Origin of the sequence: Streptomyces sp. BK79, assembly GCF_044142145.1 — a bacterium.
In the GTDB taxonomy this organism is placed as follows: domain Bacteria; phylum Actinomycetota; class Actinomycetes; order Streptomycetales; family Streptomycetaceae; genus Streptomyces.
Window position 1 is genome coordinate 68657 of sequence record NZ_JBHVOC010000018.1, and the last position, 23217, is coordinate 91873.

A 23217-nucleotide genomic window follows, 5' to 3' on the forward strand; every position below is an offset into this window, starting at 1 on the left:
GCGGGGGAGAGGCGGACTGACCGCGTGAATCCCCTGCCGGCCCTTACAGGTGAGTGATCCAGTGCACATGACGGAACAACCTGTGTGCCCCCCGGGTGGTGTGGCGGTCCACGACGGTCTCCCGGACGCTCCGGAATCCCCGTTCGTCGGCAGGGCGAGGGAGCGGGCGGTGTTCCGCTCGGCGCTTCGCGGTCACCGCGAAGCGCCGGCGGTGCAGTACCTGTACGCGATGACCGGTGCCGGGAAGAGCGCGCTGCTGAGGCGGTTCGCGCTCGACGCGGCCGAAGCCGGCAGAACGGTCCGCGAGGCCGACGGAAGCCGCTTCGGCACCCCGCGTGCTCTGTCGGCCGCCCTCGGCGACATCCAGGACCTGACCGGTCCGGTGCTGCTCGTCGACCAGGTGGACCGGTGCGAGGGCCTCGAACCGTGGCTGCGGGAGTGTCTCCTGCCGTCCCTGTCGGAGGACGCGGTGGTCGTCCTCGCCGGCCGCCGACGACCGGACCCGGCCTGGACCGCTGATCCCGGGTGGGCCCGCCATGCCCGTACGCACCGGCTCGCCCGCCTGACGGACCACGAGGCGGACCGTCTCCTCGACGGCCTCCACGTGCCACGGCCGCTGCGCACCCCGGTCAAGGCGTTCGCGGCCGGCCACCCGCTCGCCCTGCGTGCCGCCGCGGCCGACGCGCTGGCACGTCCCGTTCCGTCCGCGGGGGCGACGGGGACGTGGGCCCCCGGCCCTTCCACCACGGCGTTCCTGTTCGGCCGCCTCGTCGGTCCGGCGCCGACGGCCCTGCACCGCAGGACACTGGCGGTCGCCGCCGCCGCGGGGGTCGTCACGGAGGGGTGCCTGCGGGCCGCCGTGGGCAGCCAGGCCACGTCCGCGTTCCAGTGGCTCCGCACCCGGCCCTACATGACACCCATGGCCGACGGGCTGCGGATGTGCGAGGTGCTGATCCACGTCGTGCTGGCCGAGAAGGCGCGGGAGCAAGCGGCGCGCTGCGGCAACCTTGCCTCACTGGCGAGTTGAGTCTCAGGGGTCCTCGAAGGAGTGCCCGCAGCCAACTCACCGGAAGTGCCGGGGAGGTCTTCCGCGGCCGCGGCCTCGGCCTCACCGGCGTGGACGCCGTCGCCAAGACGGCAGGTGCGGAAGATTCCGCCGCTCGCCCGCAGGCGGTGTTCTCGTGGCTGGCACACCGGTACGAGACCAAGTGACCCAGGGGCGGACGGGGCCGAGCTTTCCCCGACGTCACGACCGAACGGGTCGACCTCCCACGTCCTGTGCGTCAGGCCGTCCGGAGGGAGAGGCGGTGGCTGCTGGGCTTGCTCACCACCCTGTGGGCCGAGGGCGGCCCGTCGGCACCCGAACGGCGGGCCTCCCGGTCGCTGCTGCTCATCGACGGAGCGGCCGGGCGCATGGTCGTCGTAGGGCCGGAGGCCGCCGGGCGGGGCGCTGGCCGAGGCCGCGGCCGCGCTGCTTGGGGCGGTGCGTCATGAGGTGCGCCGGAGACCGGGCCGCGCGCCGCGTCACCCTCCTGCCGGCCGCCCCGCCCCCCCCACGGGGTCAGTATGGCTCTGCTGGTCCGGGCGGGTGCGAGGACGAACCCCGGGCCGGCTCAAGCCCGACCCCCTGGACGCGTTGACCGGACTGGCGCGGTTGGGCCTTCCCCTCCTCGTCGCGCGGACTCCCGCCGGCCCAGCCGCGAGCCGTCCCTACGACGGGCTTGCCGAGAACTGGGTCCCGATGGTCCGCAGCAGTGCGAGCGTGTCGTCATCCGACGACCCGGGAACAGCCGTGTAGAGAACGGCACGCAGATCACTGCCCTCGACGGTGAGCACGTCGCAGTCGAGGGTCAGGGGGCCCACCTGCGGGTGGCGGATCGTCTTGCGGCTGGAGGCGTGGCGGGCCACTGCGCGCTCCTGCCACCGGGACTCGAACCGGGGACTCACCCTCCGCAGGTCGAGGATGAGGCCGCGCAGCAGCGGATCGTCCGGGTACCGCCCGGCGGCGGCACGCAGGTCGGCGGCGGCCGCGGACTCGAAAGCGGCGTCCTGCTCGGCGGTGTTGACGACCCGCGACGGGACACCGGTGAAGTGCCGCCACAAAAGGTTCTGGTCACGTGCCGGACCTGCGGACAGCTCCCCGAGCAAGGCGATGAGCAGTGGGTTGGCGGCGACCACCTGCCAGGCGGCGTCCAGCACGAGGATCGGGGTGTCGGTCATCCGGTCCAGCATGCGCCGCACCCCGGGCGCCATGTGCCTGCTGACGCCGTTGACGCGCGGATCGGCGTGCCCCGCGAGCCGGAACAGGTACGCGTTCTCGTCGTGGGACAGGCGCAGCGCCCGGGCCAGGGACTCCACCACCGACGGGGAGGGGTTGCCCGCCCGTCCCTGTTCGAGACGGGCGAGGTAGTCCACAGAGAGACCGGCGAGCAGCGCGACCTCGGCGCGCCGGAGGCCGGGAGCGCGTCGACGTCCTCCCGTGGGCAGCCCGACGCTTGCTGGAGTGAGGCGGTCGCGCCAGCCGCGCAGACATCGGGCGAGTTCTTGGCGTTCCATGACTCCATGGTCACCCGGATCGCACGGGTGAGGGTCGCCCTGTCGGTCCTAGCCTGACGCGGCCTCTGGTGTCGGGCCGACGCGAGCCCCATCGTCGGGGGCGGCGGTCATCACAGCCGCCGCACGCCTTCACGGTCACCACGCCGTACGTCACCTCATCGGGAGTCACCTGCCATGAACACGCGACCCAACCACAATCCCGCGCCGCTCACGCTCCGGGCCCGGCGCCTGGAGGGCAAGGTCATCCTGGTCACCGGCGCGTCCGCCGGCATGGGCGAGGCCGCCGTGCGGCGCTTCGCCGCCGAGGGAGCGACCGTCGTCGCCGGCGCACGGCGTGTCGACCGTCTGGAGAAGCTGGCCGCCGAGTTGTCGACGGGGACCGCCGAGGTGCTCGCCGTTCCCCTCGACGTGACCGACGAAGCCTCCGTCGAGGCGGCGGTCACGGCCGCCGTCCACCGGTTCGGTCGCCTCGACGGTGCGTTGAACGCCGCCGGCGTGACCAGTGACGGCACCCCCGTCCACGACAAGCCCACCGACGTCTACGACCGGGTCATGGAGGTCAACGCCAAGGGCGTCTTCCTCTCGATGAAGTACGAGGTCCGCGCCATGCTCGCCCACGGCGGCGGATCGATCGTCAACGTCTCCTCCATCGGCGGCATGGTCGGCGTGGCGGGCATCTCCGAGTATGTGGCTTCCAAGTGGGCGGTCAACGGACTCACCAAGAGCGCGGCCCTGGAACTCGCCGCCCACAACGTGCGCGTCAACGCCCTCGCGCCGGGCTCCACACGCACCGAGATGTGGGAGATGCTTCCGGCCGAGACGCAGGATCACCTCGCCGCCATGTCACCGATGAACCACGTGGCCCCGGCCGACGACATGGCACGTGCCGCCCTGTTCCTGCTCTCCGACGAGAGCCGTTGGACCACCGGGGCCGTGCTCCCGGCGGAGGGCGGCCACCACGTGGGCCGCTGACCCCGCCCGGCCGACGTCCCGCGCGTGAGCAGAAGATGGACAGCAAGCGGCTGACCGTTGTCCGCGTCCGCGCGTTAGCGTCCCGGGACCGGAGTGATCACACCCACCCAGCGAGGTTCCCATGCGACAGGTCACGGACCACCGACTCGACAACCCGGCCCTCGCCTCCCTGACCGGGCCCCACGCCCGCTTCGCGGAGCGCCGGGGACGCGTGCTCCGCTACCCGCGTGAGGTGTCGTGGTTCGTGGCTCTGCCCGACGATCCCGTCGCGGCGGACTGGGAAGACCTCGCCGCGCTCGCCGGTCCTGGCAACCGTGCCCTCCTTCCCGCCTCGGCGGCCGTGCCACCGGCCGGCTGGGGCGTCGAGTGGCGGCTCGAAGGTTTCCAGATGGTCCTGGAGGACCACGACGACGCGTCCGCGGTCCCCCACCAGGAAGTGCTCCGGCTGGGGGCCGCGGACGTACAGGAGATGCTCGCCCTCGCCGAGCGGACCCGCCCCGGCCCCTTCCACCCACGGACCATCGAACTCGGCACGTATTACGGCATCCGCCGGGGCGGCGAGCTCGTGGCCATGGCGGGTGAACGGCTGCGTCCGCCCGGCTGGGCGGAGACGAGCGCCGTCTGCACCGCCGCCACCCACCGGGGACAGGGCCTCGCCGCCCGGCTCGTCCGCGCCGTCGTGGCCGGTGCCCGCAACCGCGGCGACCGCTCCTTCCTCCATGTGACGGCCGACAACATACGGGCCGTGCGGCTGTACGAGTCCCTGGGGTTCCGCGTGCGCCGCCGGACGGCCTTCACCATGGTCCGCGTGCCCGCACCGGCCCGCAGGGCCTGACGCCGACGGAGAACACCGTCGGCGCTACGGCAGCAATTGGTGTTCCATGGCGAAGACGGCCACCCCGGCGCGGGTGCGCCGTCCGGTCTTGTCGTAGATGTGCGCCAGATGGTGGCCGACCGTGCGGTCCGAGATGGACAGGCGCTCACCGATCCGCTGGTTGGTCAGCCCTCTGGCGGCCAGCTTCAGCACCTCGACCTCACGGTCCGTCAGCCCGGCCGGATGACCGGGGCGGTCCGACCTCAGGCCGGCCGCGCGCAGGACGAGAGCACACGCGCCGGGGTCCAGCTCACCCGCCGCGGCCTGGCCTCGGAGCAGGGTGGCGGCGGCCTCGGGCGAGTGGGCGTCCCGGTGCGCCCTCGGTTCGGTGAGCGCGGCGAAGACATCGGCCGCGGCGAGGATACGACCGGCCTGAGACTGGTGCGGCGCGCTCGTGCCGCGGTGGTAACCGCTGCCGTCCATGCGCTCGTGGTGGGAGGAGGCCAGGGCGGCCAGTGGGGCGAGCAGCGGTATGCGCTCCAGCGTCCGCTGCGTCCAGTACGCGTGGAGCCGCACGCGCTCGGTGTCGGCCGTGGTCAGCGGGTGTGCGCTGTCCCATACGCCGGCGGAGACCGTCGCCCGCCCGAGATCGTGCAGGAGGGCGGCGCACCGCAGCCGCTCGACCTCGTCCGGCGCCATGCCGGCCAGCCTGGCGGCCCCGGCCGCCAGGCCGGCGACGTGCTCACTGTGGCCGATCAGCCACCGGCTCTTGAGATCGACGAACCTGCCGAGCAGCGCGCACAGTCCGGCGATGTCCGCGGCCGGCACCGTGGCGTGCGGCCGGGGTTCGAGCGCCAGGACGGCGGCGAGGGCGTCCGGCACGCGGAGGGGAGCCAGCACGGTGTCCGCCGCCTCCGTGAACGCCGAGGCGAGGCCGGGATCGAGATGTCCCCCGGCCCGCCGCGCCACTTCGAGTGCCGCCGCCGGCGCCCCGCCCGTGGCATGGGCCAGTACGGCCTGCTCGGCGACGTGGACGACACGCGCGGCCAGGGGCAGGCACGGGCCCTTCCGGCCGTGCGGGATGCCGAGCCCGTCCCAGCGTTCGTAGACGTCGTCCAACGCCGCGAGGGTACCTGTGCCCAGCCCCAGCCCTTTGCCGAGCACCCGGCTCGTCTCACAGCCGTTGCGCATGGCTTCCACGCCGGCGCTCGGCAGTACCTCGGCCAGGACACCGGTCAGTTGGTGTGCGGCCTGTCGGGTCCACCCGCCCAGCCGGTACAACTGCTCGGCCATCGGCGTCCCGTCGGCCGGGTCGAGGTGTTTCAGCGCGCGCTGGAACGCGACCTCGTCACCGAAGAGGGCCGCCAGCTCCGGGGCGTAGGACGTGCAGCCGACCGAACGCAGCAGGGCCGTCTCGTAGACGGTCCGGCACGTGTCCGCTCCCGCGCCGAGCACGTCCCGCGCGAACACGGTGGCTACCGCGCAGGTGCGCAGCCCTTTCTCCACGGGCATGCCGGCCGCCATGTCGGTGGTGAGGGAGAACGCCGCCAGTATCTCCGCGACCCGAATCGTCTCCATCCGCCAGAGGCTAACGCCTGTCCTGAGCCCACCGGCAACCGTCACCGCCCCGCGCATAGGTCGATCAGCCGATGTGCCGGGACTCCTGGCCCGTGAGGATGGGCGGAGCGCGGAACACGACGTGCCGCGCGGCGGCCCGACCGCTCACCTGCCCCGGAGAACACTGATGAACACTGCCGCTCGACCGAACACCGACACCGGCGCCGTCGTGCGCGGACTGTACGACCGCCTCGCCCAGGGAGATGTCGAGGGATTGCTCACCCGACTGTACGAGGACATCCAGTGGGTCGTCCCGCCGGGCCTGCACTACGGAGGCACCTATCGGGGCCGGGAGGCGGTCCTGAACAACGTCTTCGCTCGTTTCGTCACGGAGTGGGAGGGCTTCGCCGTGGAGCCCGCCGAGGTCATCGCCGCCGAGGAGACGGTCGTGGCGCTGGGGCACTACAGCGGCACCAACCTGTCCACGGGCAAGGCGATGCGGACTCGCTTCGCCCACGTCTGGCGCTTCGAGCACGGTGTGCCCGTCCACTTCGAGACCGTCCTCGACACCCACACCATGGTGCGGGCCATGTGACACCTGCCCGCCTGAGCAGAGGTGAGCGCGCACTGAGCCCCAGATGACCTGGTCGGCCGTGGTGCGCGAAACCTAGGCTCCACCCAGCCCGTCCTGCCGTCCGGGCGGACGGGCTGACCCATGCACGGTGCTCGATCTCACACAGGACAGGTGCGGACATGACTGGCACGACGAACGAGGAAGCGGCGGCCGAGCTGCCGTTCTCCTTCTCCCACACGGCCTTGGTCGTCGACGACATGGAAGCGGCGGTGAAGCGGTTCGCCGAGGTTTTCGGTGTCGCCTTCACCACGCCTGTGACCAGTGTCTTCCCGTATGTACGCGGGACCGGCGGGGTCACACAGGAGACCGTGCGGACGTGTGTCTCCCTCACGCAGGAGCCCTACTTCGTGCTCGTCGAGGTACAGGACCGGGAAGAGGGTGTCTACGCGAGGAGCCAGGTGGGTTCCCTCGCCTATTGGGGCTGGTGGGAAGAGGACACGGAAGCACGGCTGCGGCATCTGCGAGCGCAGGGCGTGGGGATCACCGCGACCTACGCGATCGGCCCCGACGCGCCGCCGGCCATGATCGTCACGGAGCCCGACCTCTGCGGTACCCGGCTCTGTTACGTGGGTGCCGCGCTACGGGACGAGTGGGCCGACCGGGTGGAACGCGAACACGGTGGCGGCCGGCTGCCCGAGTCCTACTACCACGTGGGCATGGTCGTACCGGACATCGACGCGGCGATCGAGCGGTGCACCGCGGTGCTCGGGGTGCCGTTCACCGAGGCGGCCTGGACCGAGAGCCCTCACCAGGTGGAGGGCGACGTGGTGCACACCCCCTTCCGCCAGCGCCAGGCGATCTCCCGCACGCGCGAGCCCTACGTCGAGCTGATCGAAGCGACGGGTGACGGCGTCTTCGGACCGGACCGCGCCGGAGCGCTGATGTACTACGCCTGCTGGGAGCCGGAAATGGCCCAGCGCCTTGCGCGGCTGACGGAACAGGGCTTCACCATGGACGCCGTCATACGGATGGACGCCGACTCCGATCCGATCGCCGCCATCACGTCCCGTGACGCCACCGGCATCAGCATCGAGCTGGCGCACCCCGGCGCGAAGCCCGTGATGGAGCACTGGGCGAGCACCGGGCGGCTTCCGCAGTACTGACGGCCGGGGCGGTCGTCCGCCCCGGACCCGGCACGGTACGGGCCGGCGCACACAGCGCCGGCCCGTACTGGTGTTCCTCCGCGGCTCAGGGCACGACGAGTGCCTTCACGACGCGCTGCCCGGTCACGTCCTCCAGCGCGTTCTGCGCCTCCGCCAGGGAGTACTCCCGGCTGATCAGCTCGGTCCAGCGGAACCGGTCACGGTAGCGGGCCATCACCTGGACGGCCCGGTACAGGTGACCCGCGTCGCTTCCCCAGCAGCCCCGGACGTCGAGGTGCTTCTGGTTCAGGTCGAGATGCGGATTGAAGGACGCGGCACCCGCGTCCGTGTACTGTCCGACGACCACGTACCGTCCCGCGTCCCGGGTCAGGCGCATACCCTCGGGGACCGCGTCGGCGACGCCCGTCGCCTCGATCGTGACGTCGGCGCCCCGCCCTCCCGTCAACTCCAGCACCGCTTCCCGGCGTTCGTCGACGGTGGTGCGGGTGATGTCGATGACGGCGTCGGCCCCGAACCGGGACGCCGTGCGCAGCCGCACCTCGGGCCCGCCCACCACCACGACCCGGCCCGCCCCCCGCAACTGGGCGAGTACGGCGGCACACAGGCCCACCGGACCGGCACCCTGGATCACCACGGTGTCACCGAAGGCGATGTCCGCGAGGGTGACCGCGTGCAGGGCCGTGGGCATGCCGCACCCGCCGGCCAGGAACTCCCGCCAACCGAGTTCATCGGGGAGCGGAACCACATGCACCCCCGGCTTCAGGTGGATCTGCTCCGCCCAGCCGCCGTACAGTCCGTCGTCCGCCGACAGGGTCACGCCGTACACCTTGCGTTCGGGGCAGCGCGTGGTGGCGTGGCCCACGGTGCAGTACCAGCAGCGGCCGCACGTTCCGTACACGTCGAGGAAGGTGACCACCTGGCCGATGGCGAGGGGTGCCCCGGACACGTCCCGCGGTGTGCCCGCGCGGGCGTCGAGGGCGGCGACGCGGCCGACACTGACGTGTCCCGGGATGATGGGGTAGGGGACTCCCGCGAGCTGCCCCTGCCACAGGTGCGCGTCGGTCCCGCAGACTTCGCTGCCCAGAGTCCGCAGGAGAATGCCGCCCGGTTCGAGAGCGGGCGGATCGACGTCCCGCAGCTCCAGCGACGCGCCGGGCTCGGGCATGACGACGACGGCGACCATGATGTCTCCCTCTCAGACGGTGATGACGGTCAGTGCGGCGTTCCGGTGCCGCTCGCGGATCTCCCGCTTGTCGTGCTTCCCGGTGGAGTTCCTGGGGATCGACGACAGGAAGGACCAGTACTCGGGCACCTGCCAGCGCTGTTCCAGCCGCTCGGTGAGGAACGTCTTGAGCAGCGCGGCATCCACGGGCTCCGCTCCCAGGACGACGCACGCCAGGGGGCGTTCCCCCCAGGTGTCGTCGGGTACGCCGACCACGCAGGCCTCGACCACCGCGGGATGCTCCGTGAGGTGGTTCTCCAGCGCGAGGGAGGAGATCCACTCACCGCCCGACTTGATGACGTCCTTGAGCCGGTCGGTCAGATCGAGCTGGCCGTCGTCGAGGATGCGTCCCACGTCACCGGTCCGGAGCCAGCCGTCGTCGAACGCGCTGCCGTGTGTCTCGTCGTCCCCGTGGTAGGAGGCGGTCACCCAGGGCCCCCGCACCTGCAGTTCGCCCACGGCCTGCCCGTCCCAGGGCAGCTCCTGTCCGTCGGCGCCGACCAGCCTGGCCTCCACGGACGGGGTGAAACGGCCCTGGGTCACCGGCGCCCCGGCGCTGTGCGGGCCGCCCGGCCGGTAGAAGGAGCCGAGCGGTGAGGTCTCCGTCATGCCCCATGCCTGCAACAGGGCGATGCCGTGCCGGTGCGCGTAGGCCCGCACCATGGACGCGGGGACGGCGGCGCCTCCGGCCACGATCTCCCGCAGGGACGACAGGTCGGTCTCGGGGTTCTCCTCGGCGTGGCGCAGGAGGGCGCCCCAGATCGTCGGGACGCCGGCGCCCTTCGTCGGCCGTGCCTCGGCGATGAAGGCAGCGAGCGGCGCGGCCGCCAGGAACCGGTCGGGGAGCGCCAGCGAGGCTCCGGTGAGGAACGCCGCGTAGGGGAGGCTCCACGCCAGCACGTGGAACTGCGGGACGACGGCCAGCGCCATGTCCTCCCGGGAGAGAGCGAACGCGTCGGGCAGACACGCCTCGACCGAGTGGAGGTAGACCGACCGGTGACTGTAGACGACGCCCTTGGGGCGGCCGGTGGTCCCGGAGGTGTAGCACATGGCGGCCGCGGACCGCTCGTCGAGGTCCGGCCAGTCGTAGGTGTCCGCGGCTGCGTCCAACAGCGCCCGGTAGTCGTGCACTTCGGCTCCCGCTGCGGCTTCCCGCAGTGCGGCCAGGTCGGCGGGCCCGTTCACGATGACGTGCCGCACCGCTTCCAGGTGCGGCAGCAGGGGCAGGAAGGACGGCACCAGCGAGTGGTCGACGATCACGTAGGCGTCCCCGGCGTGACGCGCGATGTGGATGAGCTGTTCCGCGGGCAGCCGGATGTTCAGCGGATGCACGACGGCGCCCATCGCCGGTACGGCGAAGTATGCCTCGACGTGCTGCTGGTTGTTCCACATGAAGGTGGCGACCGGATCACCCTCGCCCACGCCCAGGGCGCGCAGGGCGTTCGCGAGCCGGGCGGCGTTGCGCGCGGTCCGCGCGTAGCTCACCTCTTCGTACCGTGCGCCCCCGGGCCCGGCGGTCACGACCCTGCTGTTCGCGTGCACCCGTGCCCCGTGTTCGAGGATGCGGCGTATCTGCAGTTGTGTGGTGTGCATGGTGCTGCGCATGGGGTCTCCGGGGTGAGGGGTGAAGTGGTTCCGGTGCCGCTCCGGCACGAGGGCCGCCGGGTCGCACAGGAGGGACCGGGCGGCGGACCGCTGCTCCGCGAGCCTAACCAGAGCGGTACTCCGAAGGACGTCCCCGCAGGTCGGACAAGCTGTCCAAACACTGCTCCGTTCTTGTTCACCCCACGTCGCGAGGCACTTCCGCGCCGTCGCCCGGTGGTACCTGTGGGCCGATGCGAGAGAACCGGAAGCACCGGAGCGGGACGGCGGGCATGTGGCCGAAGGCGAACGTCCGTCCACCTCGCCGGAGTCCGTCGGCAGCCGTCGTCCTGTGCGCCCTCGGGAGTGTCTGGCTCGGTTGCCTGCTGATGACCGTGCTGGCGTTCGCCCTGGCACGGCCCGCGTTCGAAGGGCTGTGGGACGAGGCGCTGGCCGCCCGCGCGGCCGAGGACTCCTACTCGCCCGACTGGCTGGGCGTCGTCCCTCCCCTGCTCCTCGCTGTGCCCCTCGGCGCGCTGGTCGTCGCCGCGGGCAGTGCGGTGGTGCACGCGGACGCCGCCGCCGGTGTCAGCGGCGGAGAAGACCACCGGCGGCTGCCCGCGCGGGAGGCGTGGCGGCGACTGCGCCCCGCGGCCGCGGGCGTACTCGTCCTCTACGCCCTGCGCGCCGCCCTCCTGCTCGCGGCGACGCTCGCCGCCGGGGTGGTGGCCGTGGGGGTGGCATCCGTCCTGGAACTGTTCACCGATCTCGCCCCCTTCCGCATGGGCGGACCGTTCGAGACACCGGCCGGGCTCGCGTCGGTGCTGGCGCCGGTGCCGGTCGCCCTGCGCATCGGGTTCCTGCTGGCTCCCGCCGCCGTCGCCGTGGACGGTGTGCCGGCCCGGACCGCGCTGCGGCGCTCCTGGTCACTGGTCCGGCGCCGGCGCGTCTGGCCCTGGTTCCTGGCCGCGGCCGTACTCGGCGCGTTCGTCGCCGTCGCCGTCTGGCTGTCGGCATGGCGGGCGGTCACACCCCTGCGTCCCGTTCTGCGGGAGGCGGTCCTGGCCCATGTCACCTCGAACGGGTACGCCGCCGAGGCGGCGGCGACAGTGCTGCCGGCGATGACGCTCACGCTGCTCTGCGTCACGGTCTGCCTCCGCCCGGTCCAGACGCTGCTCACCGCCGTCTACGTCCGCCTGCGGTGAACGGCCGGTGGCGCGGCGGCGTGTGGTCCCCCGTCACCCCCGGCTGAGGTCCGTCGCTCCGCTACCGGCCCGCGCACACGCCGTTCTCCCACGCCCAGGCGGCGATCTCCACCCGATTCCGGGCGGCGAGCTTGCGCTGGACGCTGCCGAGGTGGGTCTTGACGGTGGACAGGGAGACGTGCAGTTCGGCCGCCACCTCCTCGTTGGTGCGGCCACGGGCGACGAGGCGTACGACGTCCAGCTCACGCGCGGTGAGCGGGTGCCCCGGCGGCTGCGGACCGGTGCCCGCCGCACCGCACCGCCCGTCGCCGGTGCCGGCGCCGGCTTCGGTCATGTGTCTCAGCAGACGGACCGTGACGGCCGGCGAGATCAACGCGGTGTCGGCGGCCACCGCGCGCACCGCTTCCACGAGCAGCGCGGGCGACCCGTCCTTCAGCAGGAACCCGCAGGCGCCGTGACGCAGCGCCCGGTACACGTACTCGTCCAGGTCGAAAGTGGTGGCGATGAGGACGCGCAGCGGATCGGACGCCTGCGGGCCGGCCAGCAGCCGGGTCGCCTCCAGGCCGTCCAGGCCCGGCATCCGGATGTCCAGCAGACACACGTCCGGGCGGAGCCTCCGGGCTTCGCGCACCGCGGTCGCACCGTCGGCCACGGAGGCGACGACCTCCATGTCGGGCTGAGCGCCGAGGATCATGCCGTACGCGGAGCGGATCATCGGCTGGTCGTCCGCGATCAGGATGGTGGTCGTCATGTGTCCAGGGTGACAGCCGGGCATCGCGTCCCGGCCCCGGCCTCCGGGCCGGACACGACGGCGACCTGGTCACCGCCCGCCGGGCCGGTGTCCGCCAGTGGCCCGGGGAGGGGGATGCGTGCCTCGACGATCCAGCCGACGCCCGCCCGCGGCCCCGCGGTGACCGTGCCGCCGACCAGGGCGGCGTGCTCCGCCAGACCCGTCAGGCCGAAGCCGGCCCGTGACCCACCCGTCGGCGGGACGTTCCGGTCGGTGTCCGGCCCGTCGTCGGTCACCGCCACGACGACGGTGGGCCGTTCGGTACCGCTCTCCTCCAGCCGTACGTCGACGGTGACCGCCGTGGCCCGGCCCGCGTGCTTGCGCACATTGGTCAGCGCCTCACGCACGATCCGGTACACCGTGGCGGTGGTGCCGGACGGCAGGGCGCCCCCGGCGAGACGCGGTTCCAGCACGAGGGCGGCGGGCGGACCGGTCTCGGAGAACCGGCCGGTCAGGACGCGCAGTTCGTCGAGTGTGCCGTCCGGGTCCGGTGCAGCGCCCTGGTCGCTCGGGGCGCGCAGCACGGTGACCATGGACCTCATCGACCGCATGGCCTGGGACCCGGCGTCCTCGATGGCGGCCAGCATGCCGTCCAACTCGTCGGGCGACGGCGGCCGGCCCGCCGCCGTCGTGTACCGCACCGCCTTGGTCTGGGCGATGATCGCGGTGATGTGGTGGCCGACGAAGTCGTGCAGGTCACGGGCGTACTCAAGCCGCTGTTCCTGGAGTTCGGCCGTCCGCTCCCGGCTCCGGTAGCGGTCGAGGAGCCGCAGGTAGAGACCCAGCACGGTGCCGAGGACGGCGCCGAACCAGAGGACGGGCACCACGAACGACACCAGGTCCGGGTACTCGGACGGGGGACAGCGCAGGAACTGCGCGCTGAGCGCGGTGAACGCGCCCGCTGCCAGTGGCACGGCGCCCCGCGCCCGCAGCAGTCGTACGGCGCGGGCCACGACCAGCAGCAGGGCCGCCGACTCGACGAGGCCGAAGGTGGTCTCGGCGCGCGCGTCCACCTGACTGTTCACCAGGGTCACCAGGCAGGAGACGGTGACCCCCGAGGTGGCCACCGCGGCGAAGCGGTCCGGGCGCGCGACGACGGCCGCCAGGACGAGACCGCCGGACACCGTCCATGCCGCCGCCAGCGGCACGGACCCGGTCTGCGCACCCTCGGCCGCCACCACGACCAGCAGCGCCAGCGCCGTGCAGAGCGCCGCGATTCGCCGGCCCCTCGCCGGGGGGAGGTCGAAGAACTGGTTCATGTGGACGGAGCCTACGGGGGCCGCGGCCGGGGTTCGGTCGTGCGGCCGATCCGCGCGCCCACCCGTCCGACGCAGGATCGGACCGGCCGCCGGACCACGGCGCCGACGTACCCCTCCACGGCTCCGGAAGGCCCCATGTTCCGTATCGTCCTGCGTTCCGTGCTCCGCGACCGGCACCGCTTCGCCCTGCCGGCCCTCGTCGTACTGATCGGCGTGGCCTGCGTCAGCGGTTCGCTGCTCTACACCGGCTCGCTGGCCCGGGACGCGGAGTGCCTCCAGCGGGCCTCCCGCCCCGATGTGTCGGTGGAGGTGCGTGCCACCGGGGAGCGGGCGGCGACCGACGAGGCCCTGCGGCGCCGGCTCGCGCGGTTGCCCGGGGTGGCGGCGGCCCGCGGCACCCTGCGCGGCCGGGCCTTCCTGGTGGCACCGGACGGCACCCTGGTCGGGGAGCCGTCCGCGGACGTCGGCGTGGACCACCTCCCCGGCGCGCGGGGTGCCGATCCCCGCTACCCGATGACCGGCGGCCGCGGCCCGCACGGCCCCGACGAGGTCGCCGTGGACCGGTGGGCGGCGGACCGGGCCGGGTACCGGGTCGGCGACCGGGTGCGGGTGGTCGTCGCCGGTGAGGTCCGCACGGCCCGGCTGACCGGTGTGTTCGCCGTGCACGACCCCGCCACCGCGGCCGGCGGCACGGTCACCGCCTTCGACGCGGCCACCGCACGCGCCCTGTTCGCACCCGGTCCCGGCCGGTACGAGTCGGTGACCCTGACGGCCGCCGGGGGCACGTCCGAGGCGGCGCTGGCGGAGCGCGTGGCCGCCGTCGTGCCGCGCGGCCTGGACGTGGCCACCCGCGCGGAACTCGACGCCGAGGCGGCACAGGCCCCCGACCGGAAGAAGCTCGGCACGATCCTGCTGCTGTTCGCGGGGGTCGTCCTGTTCGTCTCCGTCTTCCTGGTGGGCAACACCTTCTCCATGCTCAGCGCGCTGCGGGCCCGCGAACACGCCCTGTTGCGCGCGGTGGGCGCGGGCCGGGGCCGGGTACTGGCGCAGGTGCTCGCGGAGGCGGCCGTGGTCGGCGCCGTCGCGGCCGTCGTCGGTCATGTGCTGGGCGTCGGCGTGGCCATGCTGCTGGGCGCCCTGTTCGGTCCGGCGGCCGGTCCCGCGAGTGCGGTCCGGCCCGACATCCTGGCCCCGCTTCCCCTGGTGACCGCCCTCTGTCTCGGCGTGGGGTGCACCGCCGTCTCCGCCTGGCTGCCCGCACGGCGGGCCGCCGCCACCGCCCCCGTGGCGGCGCTGCGCAGCGGCCTGCCGGTCGCGGCGGACGTCTCGCGTCGCCGCTCCTGGGCCGGTGGCGTCTGTACGGTGCTGGGCGCGTCGGCGCTGGTCACGGTAGGTGAGGACCTCGGTGTACTCTGCCTGGCCACCTCCGTGCTGCTGGCCGGGCTGGTCCTGCTCACCCCGCTGTTCGCACGGGGCGTCACCCGCGCGCTGCGGATCCCGGTGCGCCGACTGACCGGTGTGCGCGGCACCTTGGCCCTGGCCAACGCCCGTCGTGATCCGCGGCGTACGGCGGCGACCTCCGGTGCCCTCACCGTGTGCGTGGCGCTCGTCGGCGCGGTCACCGTCGCGGTGTCCTCGCTCGGTGCCACGGCGGAACAGCAGGCCAGGACGGCGGTACCCGGTGACCTGCGCATCACCGCCGTCGATTTCGCGGAGATCGGCGACGGAACGGCTGCCCGGGTGGCGCGGCTGCCCCACGTGGCGGCGGCCGGCTCGGTGCGCGAGGCGGGCTTCGGCCTGCCCGACGGCTCCCACCTGTGGACGGCCGCCGTCGATCCGCACGCGGTGAACGAGGGCCGCCTGGTCGGCCTCCGCGTGCGCTCCGGTGACCTCTCGCGCCTGTCCCGCGGCATCGCGGTGACGACGGACCTGGCCGAGGAGCGCGGCTGGCGGGTGGGCGACCGGGTCACCGGCCGGCGGCTGTCCGACCCGGGCACGCCCGACGGCCCGCCGCTGGACCGGGAGATCGTCGCGGTGTACGACGGTCCCGAGGTCCTCGGCCCCGCGTTGCTGCCGGAACGGGCGGTGACCGGAGGCGGGCTGCCGGCGGCCGAGGTGAACGCGGTGCTGGTGCGGGCGGAGCCGGGACGGACGGGCGCCGCCAAGGCGGAGATCCACCGGGCGCTGCGCAATCCGATGCTGCTCGTCGAGGACCGGGCGGACGCGGCACGGGCGGCCCGGCAGGGCTTCGGCTCACTGTTGTCCGTGCTGTACGCCCTGCTCAGCGTCACCGTGGCCGTGGCGGCGCTGGGCGTGGCCAACACCATGAGCATGGCGGCCTTCGAACGCGGACGGGAGATCGGCCTGCTGCGGGCGGTCGGCCTGCTTCGGGCCGACGTGCGGTCGATGCTGCGGGTGGAGGCGGTGGTGGTGTCGGTGTTGGGCGCGGGACTGGGCGTCCTCGCCGGTACCGCGGCGGGCATGGCGGCGGCCGCCGGCGCCGGTGCCGTGGTCGGTGTGCCGTGGGTGTTCCTGCTCGCGGTCTTCACGGGCGCGGGCGTCGTCGGTGTGCTCGCCGCGCTCGGCCCCGGTGTCCGCGCGGCGCGCGTCCCGGTGACGCGTGCGGTGGGCGGCGAGGTCGGATGAGCGGCGCCGCCGCCGGTGCGCGGCGGCCGGGGAGCACAAACCGGCGGCCCGCCGCGGTGTCGTCCCGCGGCGGGCCGCCGGCCGTCCGGGCCGGGGCCGCGCGTCAGGCGCGGCTCCAGCGCTGGTTGGGCTGGCCGTTGCAGAGCCAGGTCGTGACCTTGGTGCCGTCGGACTTCCCGTGCCATACGTCCAGGCAGTGCCCGGAGTACTTGGAGACCAGTTCACCCGCGGCGTTGAGCTGGAACTGCTGCCAGGCCTCACCGTTGCACGGCCACACTTCGACCTTCGCCTCGGTGGACTTGGTGCCGTCGTAGAGGTCCAGACACATGCCCTTCGTACGGATCGTCCCGTCGTTGGCGAACTTCCACTGCTGGGCCGTGGAACCGTCGCAGGCCCGGACCACCAACTGGGCCGCGGCCGTTGCGCTGCCCGTCAGGCACTTGCCTGTGTCGGAACTCACCAGCTTGAAAGTGCGCACCGAGGGGTCCTTGGCAGCCGGGGCGCTCGTCTCACGCTTCAGCACCGTCACCTCTCTCGAGGAGGGCCTGCGCGTGTCGGTCGTCGCCCCGGCGGAAGGAGACGCCCTCACGGGCGCCTTGGCGTCCCCGACCCCGGCGTCGTCCTTCTTCCGTGCCGCATCCGGTGCCGCGGACTTCTTGCCCACGGCCGAGGGCTCGGCCGAGGGTTCGTCGGACGGTTCCTGCGGCGCGTAGTCGCCCTGCGGGACCTCCACGACGCCCTCGTCGGGCCGGGGCGCGGTCTGCCCCATCGACACCGTCCGGTCCTTCTTCTCGTCGTCGTCCGTGGCCAGGATCAGCAGCGGCATCCCGATCAGGACCACACCGGCCAGGCCGGCCGCGGCCAGCAACGGCTTCTTGGGGTTGCCCCCGCGGGAACCGTCGTCGTCATCATCCCGCCCGCTCCCCGCGGCCGCGGTGGTGGCGGTGGGGACTGTCACCGCCATGGCCTCGGTCTCCGCCGTGTCCGCCGCGCGGGCCCGCGTGCCGCCCTCGGCGGCCGGGGCACTCTCCGACCGGCCGGCCCGGCGGCCCAGCAACGAGGCCATCCCGCTCGCGCGGGCGGGCGACGGGGTGGCCGGGGGGACCGGCGCGGCGGCTTCCGGCTGCCGTTCGTCGGGCCGTCCGGACTCCGCCGAGGCGGCCGCCGCGCCACCGGACGGGGCCAGGGCGGTGCCGGGATCCGCCGGGACGGCGGGCATGGCGACGGCCCGGCGGACGTCCGCCTCGGGGACCCCGCGGCCGGCCGCCGCGTGCGGTGACGACGGCTCGGGGGACCGTGTCTGACGTCGTGACACTTGTTCTCCTGTGGCTAGGTCGGTCGTTCGGTCACCCGTCGGCCCCGCAGCGGGGACCGGCGGGCCGGGGGACAGACGGCGGGTCACGCCTCCGCTCCCACATGGCCGGTACAGCGCTCCGGCCAGGTCTGGTCCCGCTCCACGGGGAGCGGTCCCGTCAGCGCCTCCTCGAGCCGGGACAATGCCTTGCGGTCGAGCTGGCTCAGCTCCGCCACCTCGTCCACGTACACCGTCGTGGTGGGCGGGAGTTCGCGCAGCAGGACGGTGGTCGACCCGGCCACGTCCCGCGTGCCCAGCACGCGGAACCCGCTGCCGGGCGCGAAGACGATCTCGTCCGGGCACTCCCGGGCACCGTCCGCGTGGTCCAGGAGCTGCCGCACTTTCCGTCCGGTGACGGACCAGACGGCGTAGGCCACGGCAGTCCCGCCGGGCAGCGGGCCGGTGGCGGCCAGTGCGCTGACCGGGCCCGGGTCCTGGAGCAGCCGGCCCACCTCGGGCGGCTCCCAGCCCCCCTCGGCCGCCGCGCCGCGCAGGGCCACCCCGCGATAGGACGGAAGCCTGCGCAGCGCCGACGCCAGACAGGCGGCGTAGGCGGTCAGCCGGCCCTCGCCGGCGCGCAGGTCCCGGACCAGTTCGCGGTGGCTGAGCGGGCCCTCCGTCGCCGTCAGGTACACGTGTGCGGCCACCAGGTCGGTCCGCGCCGCTTCCATCTGCTGGCCGCGCAGGGCCGGCATCCGGGTGAGCACGCGGGCCACGGCGGCGGCGTGCCGCTCCCAGTCGGCGACCAGGTCGCGCAGGGCCGTCCGTTCGCCGTCGCTGCTCACATGGCCCGGCAGCAGGGCAGGCGCCGCGCCTGCCGGGGCCCGCGCCGGCCGGGGTGCCGGCTGCTCGCTCGGGGCGGCCGGGGACGTCTCGCCGGACACCTCCGGGCCGGCGGGGCGCGGGGTGGTGGCGGGACCGGACGGAACGGTCGCCGGGCCGGCGGCTCCCGGGCCGGACGGGGAGGCTCCGGCGGGCGACTCCTCGGCGTCCGTGTGCCGGGACGGTTCCGCCGGGTCCGCGGGCGGTCCGGCCGGCGACCGCTCTCGGCCGGTGGGGTCGGCCTCCTCGTCGCCGTCGGGACGAGGGGTCGGCGTGGCCGGCCCGGCCGTCCGCCCGGCCGGCTCATGGTGCGCGGGCATCTCCTCCAACTCCGGCGGCCCAGAACCTGTCTCCGGCGGTCCGGCGGTCCGGTGGGCCGCCGCGTCGGCGGCCGCGGTGGTCCGTGGCCGGGACGCGGGTGCCGGGTTCGAGGCCGTCGGGGAGGCGGCGGAAGGGGGCACGCGGGGCTGCGGGTCGTCACCTTCGCCGGTTCCGGGCCGGGGGCCGGTCCCCGAGAGCACGTCGAGTACCGCCTCCTGCGACGGAGCGGTACCGCTCGTACGCGGCGGTGCTCCGGCCCGCTCCGGCCCGCCGCGATCCGCGGTTCCCGCGGGCACGTGACCGCCGTCGCCGGCGGAGTCTTCGGAGCGTGTCTCCCGCTTCGCGGACGGCGGCGGGGCGGCGGGCGCCGAACCGGTCCGCAGGCCGCCCGTGCCGTGTCGCACCGGCGCGGTCCGTGGGGTCGCGCCGTCCCGCCGTACCGTGCCGCGGGTGCCGAGGGAGGTGATGTAACGGATGCCGGGAATGGCGTGCTGGGCCGCGAGGCGGCGCAGGCCGCTCTCGTCGCCGAGGAGCCTGCCCCGCACCAGGAGCGTGACCCGCGCGGCGGCCCGCGGCCCGAACGCGATGAGCAGCCGGGTCAGCGCCGGGAGGATCGAGTCGTCCACCGGCTGTCCCGGAAGCCCCAGTTCGACCGTGCACGTGTCCGAGTCCACGGCCAGTTCGGCCAGGGGCGGGGGTGGCCCCCCGCTGTCCCACACGACCAGTCCCGCCCGGGTCGCAGTGGCGTTCCACCGCTCCGTCAGGGGCACGGTCCCCTTGCCCGGCCGGCCCAGGGGCAGCGGATGTCCCTCCACCACCCGCAGCGGGGGCGGCTGCCCGTCCGGGCCGGCCGGGCGGCAGGCGACGGCACCCACGAACGGCCGCCATCCCGGCTTCCCGTCCGAGCCCACCACGGTCGGCCTCACGCCCGTCCGCCCGTCCGGGTGCTCGGGCAACAGCGGTACGCCGGTGAGTACTTCCACCTCGGCGGCGAGCATGTCGGCCACCGACTGGGCCAGCCGCAGCAGGTCCCGCCGACCGCCGGGGGCCAGCCGCGCGGCGCCACGCTGCGCGGCCGGCAACGCGCCGAGGGCGGCGGCCACCTCGTCGGCCGAGACGTCCTCGGCCTGAGGGAGACCGACCACCACCGTGGGCCGTACGGCGTCCATGGGGATCGCGAAGCAGAGGTGGCGCGGGTCCGGCCGCGGGGACTGCGCGGGACGGATCAGCACACCGGTGGGTATCTGTTCCACCAGGCACCCGCCGTCCGTCCGCGCCGGAAGCCGGCCCAGCGCGGCCTGCCAGTCGGGTGCGGGAGCCCGCGGACCGAGCTTGCGGGGCCGGTCGCCGGGCGGGAAGTGCCACCAGGCACCGGCGGCCGGGCTCTCGCCGTCCACGAACAGCGTGCCACCCGGAGTGATCAGGACTGGACCGTCGGGCGCGATGACGTCCAGGTGCCAGGCGTCGGCGATCCGGCGGGCCACGCTGGTGCGCTCTCCCCGGTCGTCCCCGGCTCCGGGCATGACCAGCCGCACCTGCCGCGTGCCCTTGTTCCGCAGCGAGTCCAGGAGCGTGCCGAGGCGGGTCCAGACGCCGTGCCCGGCCGGGCCGTCGTCGGGCGTGCCGACCAGCACGGTGACGGTCTCCGGTTCCACCCCCACCGCACGAGCCACCTCGGCCAGGTCCGCGAGGCTGAGTGAGTCGTCCTCGGAGGAGCGCAGCAGCAGCAGCCCGTCCACGTCCTCGACGAGCGGGACGGCCGACGGCGGCGGTCCGGCCCCGTCCGCGCCGGGACCGGCACCCCTGCGCCGGTGCGTGCGGGCGGATGACCAGCGCTTCACCCCTGCGACCCGCCGGGTGCCGCCGTGGAACCGGTGTCCCGGGCTTCCTGCTCCGCCGCTTCCGGCACGCCGGGTGGGTCCGTCGCGGGAGCGTCCGAACCGGGAGCGTCCGAACCGGCGGTGGCGATCCGGTGCGTCGTCGGCACGCCGTCGGCCCCGGCGGGCGCCGCCGCCTCCCCAGTGCCCGCCGCGCCGGCGGCTTCGCGCAGGGCCTGCGGGTCCAGGGTCATGCTGACCGGCCCGGACGGGTTGAGGTACAGCGCGTGTCCCTCGGGGAGCTGCGGCAGCAGGTCGTCGACGCGGACCAGTTCGAAGGCGAAGCGACCGGCGGTGTGCAGGAACACCGGAGAGGTGAACAGGGGGACGACGGGCTCGCCCTCGGGAGTGGCGGCGGTCACCGGGGTGCCCGCCGGACCGGTCAGGACGGCGACCTCGCGGCCGGTGAGAGCCTGCGCGACGGCCTCGCCGGGGCCGTAGCCGGTCGCCGCCAGCTGCACCGCGGCATCGACCTCGTCCTCCGGTTCGGGCCAGCCCAGGGCACGCGGCGAGGGACGGTACTCGGGGTTGTCCTGCCACTCCTCGATCTCACCGTCGAGCCCCGACCGCCACCGGCCGACCGTGGCCCACTCGGGGGGCTCGCCGTCACCGGTCCAGGTCGGGTCCACCATGCCCAGCCAGTGGTCCGGGGCGAGCCGGCCCGCCTCACGGATCTCGTCCGGGACGGGCGGGCCGTCCTCACCGGGCGGGTCGGCCACCGGTTCACCGCCGGCGCCGCCGGCCTGGGCGAGGTCGTCGCCGGGCGCGAGGCCGGAGGCCGGGGCCGTGGGCACGGGTGCCTCTTCGGCTGTCGTCTCGGCAGAAGTCTGTTCGGTCATCACTGTCCTCGATCGGATGGGTGCGCGCTGCCGGGCCGTCACCAGAGCCGACGGCGGGCCGCCCCCGCACGCGTCACGACGGCGGAGGGAGGGGGCCGTGCGGGTGCCACGACGGCCGTGGGGAGGGAGGAACCATGGGCCGTCCGGGCGGTGCCGGGCCGGTGTCCACAGGGAAGAGCGGGAACGCGGGTCCGGTGCCGCTCCGCCCCCGGAGTGCCGTCCGGGACGGATCGCCGCCGGGCCTGGCGTCGTTCCGCCCGGGCCCGGGACCGCGTGATCCTGCCGTCCCACCTTAGCGGTCACACCGGCTCCGTGCGTGACCGGGGGCGGTGACATCCGCGCCACGGACCGACTGTCGAGGGCGGGCCGCCGACGCCGTTGTGACGGGGCGTCATCGAGCGGGCGGCCGGGATCCCGGCCGCGGTGCGGTGCCGTCCGGCCGGGTCCCCGGGGAACGCAGGACCCGTACGGCCGTCTCCGCGTCGGTGACGATGCCGCTCAGACAGCCGGACCGCAGGGCCGCCCGCAGCGCCGTGTGCGCGCCCGCGCCGCCGGCGACGCCGATCACTTCCGGGACGGCGCGCAAGGTGCCGGCGTCGACGCAGATCATGCGGTTGTCCATGTCCGTGGGCACCGTACGGCCGTCCTCGTCGAGCACCAGGCCGCAGACTTCCGCGCGGGCCCCGCAGGCGTGGTACTCCGTGCGTTCGTCCGGTGTCGACGCGTCGTACAGGGCGGAGCCGCCCGCCTCCCACCCGCCGACCGGGACGACGGCCCGGGTCACCCGGCCGAACTGCCGGAGGGTGTCGGCGATCGATGGCTGGCGGGCCAGGATGGACGCCGTCAGCGGGTTGGGCAGTACCAAGGGCGTATGGAGGGTGAAGGCCCTGCCGTCCGCTGCCGCGGCCAGCCGGCGCACCGGTGCCACGGCCTCCTCGCCGAACGGGTCGGGCCCCACGGTGCCCGACAGTTGGACCACCTCGCACGGGGGCAGCCGGTCGACGGCCGTGGTGAGCGCGTCGGTCACCGGGTCGCACACCAGGCCGATCACATCGCCCTCCCGGGCGAGTTCGGTCACCAGCCGGGCGCCCGCCTCCGCGAGCCACGGCAGGACGGGCGCCGCTTCGGCGGGTGGGCACTCGCGCGCCAGGTCGACGACGACCGCGTGGCGCAGCGCGAACCGCTCCCGCATCCGCCGGGAGAGGCCCGTGTCGATCTGCGCCGGGACGCTGATGTCGATGCGGACGATGCGGTTTGCGACGGCCGCGTCGAGCAACCGGGCCACCTTGAACCGGCTGATGCCCAGGTCCCTGGCGATCTCGACCTTCGACTGCTGGGCCAGGTAGAACCGCCGGGCGACGGTGGCGGCGAGCAGGACGTCCACGGGCGGCGCCGTCCCGGTGCCCTGGTCCTGTGTCATGCCGTCCCTCCTCCTGTCCGTCCGGGCCGCGTCCTGCCGCGGCGGGCCGTCGTGGCGCACCGGTCCGGCGGAGACCGGGGCGTGAGGGGTCCGGGCCCGCCCCGGACCGGTGCCGGGGTCCGGGCTCGCCCGGTCCGCCGGAACGGGGGGCACGGGACGGGGACCGGCCAGTACGGCCACCGCCGCCTCGGATGCTGGCAACACGGCGCTCCTTCCTCGGTCAGGTCACGGTTCACGGGGAAAAC

Annotated in this window: 17 protein-coding genes; 7 read left to right on the top strand and 10 right to left on the bottom strand. The window is 74.3% G+C overall.

Annotated features, from left to right (window positions below; all coding sequences use genetic code 11):
* Positions 1-169 precede the first annotated feature (169 nt).
* Entirely contained in the window at positions 170-1027 is an 858-nt protein-coding gene (locus ACFIF2_RS22970; protein ID WP_395575086.1) for a hypothetical protein, read from the top strand.
* A 683-nt stretch (positions 1028-1710) separates the two neighbouring features.
* Here the strand turns inward: ACFIF2_RS22970 and ACFIF2_RS22975 are convergent.
* Positions 1711-2556, bottom strand: coding sequence for a helix-turn-helix transcriptional regulator (locus ACFIF2_RS22975; protein ID WP_395575087.1), 846 nt, complete (start codon positions 2554-2556; stop codon positions 1711-1713).
* Between the two features lie 174 nt (positions 2557-2730).
* On the opposite strand from ACFIF2_RS22975, the gene ACFIF2_RS22980 reads away from it, so the two are divergent.
* Together ACFIF2_RS22980 and ACFIF2_RS22985 are read left to right on the top strand one after the other, a co-directional pair.
* Positions 2731-3528 (top strand): SDR family NAD(P)-dependent oxidoreductase, encoded by a 798-nt coding sequence (locus ACFIF2_RS22980; RefSeq protein ID WP_395575088.1) that lies wholly within the window; start codon positions 2731-2733, stop codon positions 3526-3528.
* A 121-nt stretch (positions 3529-3649) separates the two neighbouring features.
* Positions 3650-4363 (top strand): GNAT family N-acetyltransferase, encoded by a 714-nt coding sequence (locus ACFIF2_RS22985; protein WP_395575089.1) that lies wholly within the window; start codon positions 3650-3652, stop codon positions 4361-4363.
* 24 nt (positions 4364-4387) lie between these two features.
* On the opposite strand, the gene ACFIF2_RS22990 is transcribed toward ACFIF2_RS22985, so the two are convergent.
* On the bottom strand, positions 4388-5920 hold the full coding sequence (locus ACFIF2_RS22990; protein ID WP_395575090.1) for an HD domain-containing phosphohydrolase: 1533 nt from the start codon (positions 5918-5920) through the stop codon (positions 4388-4390).
* Between the two features lie 166 nt (positions 5921-6086).
* Here ACFIF2_RS22990 and ACFIF2_RS22995 point away from each other — a divergent pair, with 166 nt between their 5' ends.
* Both ACFIF2_RS22995 and ACFIF2_RS23000 read left to right on the top strand, forming a co-directional pair.
* Positions 6087-6494: a nuclear transport factor 2 family protein gene (locus ACFIF2_RS22995; RefSeq protein ID WP_395575091.1), complete on the top strand. Its 408-nt coding sequence runs from the start codon at positions 6087-6089 to the stop codon at positions 6492-6494.
* Positions 6495-6652: 158 nt separating this feature from the next.
* The gene (locus tag ACFIF2_RS23000; RefSeq protein ID WP_395575092.1) at positions 6653-7636 is read left to right on the top strand and encodes a VOC family protein; all 984 of its coding nucleotides are present in this window, start codon (positions 6653-6655) and stop codon (positions 7634-7636) included.
* A gap of 85 nt (positions 7637-7721) precedes the next feature.
* On the opposite strand, the gene ACFIF2_RS23005 is transcribed toward ACFIF2_RS23000, so the two are convergent.
* Positions 7722-8819, bottom strand: a complete 1098-nt coding sequence (locus ACFIF2_RS23005; RefSeq protein WP_395575093.1) for a zinc-binding dehydrogenase — start codon at positions 8817-8819, stop codon at positions 7722-7724.
* A gap of 12 nt (positions 8820-8831) precedes the next feature.
* Positions 8832-10463, bottom strand: coding sequence for a long-chain-fatty-acid--CoA ligase (locus ACFIF2_RS23010; protein ID WP_395575094.1), 1632 nt, complete (start codon positions 10461-10463; stop codon positions 8832-8834).
* A 365-nt stretch (positions 10464-10828) separates the two neighbouring features.
* Between ACFIF2_RS23010 and ACFIF2_RS23015 the strand changes: the two genes are divergently transcribed.
* Positions 10829-11644, top strand: coding sequence for a hypothetical protein (locus ACFIF2_RS23015; protein WP_395575095.1), 816 nt, complete (start codon positions 10829-10831; stop codon positions 11642-11644).
* Between the two features lie 61 nt (positions 11645-11705).
* Here the strand turns inward: ACFIF2_RS23015 and ACFIF2_RS23020 are convergent, their stop codons facing one another.
* Together ACFIF2_RS23020 and ACFIF2_RS23025 are read right to left on the bottom strand one after the other, a co-directional pair.
* On the bottom strand, positions 11706-12395 hold the full coding sequence (locus tag ACFIF2_RS23020) for a response regulator (protein WP_395575096.1): 690 nt from the start codon (positions 12393-12395) through the stop codon (positions 11706-11708).
* The gene (locus ACFIF2_RS23025) at positions 12392-13693 is read right to left on the bottom strand and encodes a sensor histidine kinase (RefSeq protein WP_395575097.1); all 1302 of its coding nucleotides are present in this window, start codon (positions 13691-13693) and stop codon (positions 12392-12394) included. Before ACFIF2_RS23025 ends, ACFIF2_RS23020 begins: the two co-directional genes overlap by 4 nt.
* Before the next feature lie 135 nt (positions 13694-13828).
* On the opposite strand from ACFIF2_RS23025, the gene ACFIF2_RS23030 reads away from it, so the two are divergent.
* A complete protein-coding gene (locus ACFIF2_RS23030; protein WP_395575098.1) occupies positions 13829-16339 on the top strand; it encodes an FtsX-like permease family protein in 2511 nt (836 codons plus the stop codon).
* Positions 16340-16442: 103 nt separating this feature from the next.
* Here the strand turns inward: ACFIF2_RS23030 and ACFIF2_RS23035 are convergent, their stop codons facing one another.
* The 4 genes from ACFIF2_RS23035 to ACFIF2_RS23050 all read right to left on the bottom strand — a co-directional run bounded on the left by ACFIF2_RS23035 (position 16443) and on the right by ACFIF2_RS23050 (position 22972).
* Entirely contained in the window at positions 16443-17654 is a 1212-nt protein-coding gene (locus tag ACFIF2_RS23035; protein ID WP_395575099.1) for an RICIN domain-containing protein, read from the bottom strand.
* An 83-nt stretch (positions 17655-17737) separates the two neighbouring features.
* Positions 17738-20677, bottom strand: coding sequence for a hypothetical protein (locus ACFIF2_RS23040; protein ID WP_395575100.1), 2940 nt, complete (start codon positions 20675-20677; stop codon positions 17738-17740).
* Positions 20674-21552 carry a type VII secretion system-associated protein gene (locus ACFIF2_RS23045; protein ID WP_395575101.1) on the bottom strand — a complete coding sequence of 293 codons (879 nt, stop codon included), beginning with the start codon at positions 21550-21552 and terminating at the stop codon, positions 20674-20676. Before ACFIF2_RS23045 ends, ACFIF2_RS23040 begins: the two co-directional genes overlap by 4 nt.
* Positions 21553-21943: 391 nt before the next feature.
* On the bottom strand, positions 21944-22972 hold the full coding sequence (locus ACFIF2_RS23050; RefSeq protein ID WP_395575102.1) for a sugar-binding transcriptional regulator: 1029 nt from the start codon (positions 22970-22972) through the stop codon (positions 21944-21946).
* Positions 22973-23217: the final 245 nt, after the last annotated feature.